A 912-nucleotide genomic window follows, 5' to 3' on the forward strand; every position below is an offset into this window, starting at 1 on the left:
TTTATAAATTAATCCACCTATAATGGATTCAGAAGGTGTTGATGGTGCACAGTATGTTCTTAGTGGTATGGGTTTGTTGTTTCCGTTGTTGATTTGTATGGTGGCTGTGGTTAGTAGTTCTAGGAATTGTGGCATGGTGATTTTGGTGGTGCCGATTTGTACGTTATTGGGTAGTTTTCGGTTGGTTTCGATGTATTTTCTTACGGTGGTTGCTGCTTGTTTAATTTGGTCTATGGTAAACGTTGCGAGGACTGGTTGAGATATAATGCTCCATGGTTTCATTGCGGCGAAGGCTGCTTTGTTTCCGCTGGTGTTGTAGTAGTCGAGGATCATGCTGTACATGTATACGAGGTTTTCGTAGCGTAGGTATGTTCCTAGGCTGGTTTTGTAGGCGAAGTCTGGTGTTTTTCCGCTGGTGTCCATGTAGTTTTTGATGTCGTTGGCTATTTTAAGGTATTCTGTTTTATAAATTAATCCACCTATAATGGATTCAGAAGGTGTTGATGGTGCACAGTATGTTCTTAGTGGTATGGGTTTGTTGTTTCCGTTGTTGATTTGTATGGTGGCTGTGGTTAGTAGTTCTAGGAATTGTGGCATGGTGATTTTGGTGGTGCCGATTTGTACGTTATTGGGTAGTTTTCGGTTGGTTTCGATGTATTTTCTTACGGTGGTTGCTGCTTGTTTAATTTGGTCTATGGTAAACGTTGCGAGGACTGGTTGAGATATAATGCTCCATGGTTTCATTGCGGCGAAGGCTGCTTTGTTTCCGCTGGTGTTGTAGTAGTCGAGGATCATGCTGTACATGTATACGAGGTTTTCGTAGCGTAGGTATGTTCCTAGGCTGGTTTTGTAGGCGAAGTCTGGTGTTTTTCCGCTGGTGTCCATGTAGTTTTTGATGTCGTTGGCTATTTT

Annotated in this window: 1 protein-coding gene; it reads right to left on the bottom strand. The window is 42.3% G+C overall.

Annotated features, from left to right (window positions below):
- Window positions 1-912 (bottom strand): hypothetical protein (locus AAV90_RS15130; protein WP_198142826.1); only part of this gene is annotated, 912 nt, incomplete at both ends.

The sequence above is a fragment of the Syntrophomonas zehnderi OL-4 genome, from assembly GCF_000983115.1.
GTDB lineage: Bacteria > Bacillota > Syntrophomonadia > Syntrophomonadales > Syntrophomonadaceae > Syntrophomonas_B > Syntrophomonas_B zehnderi.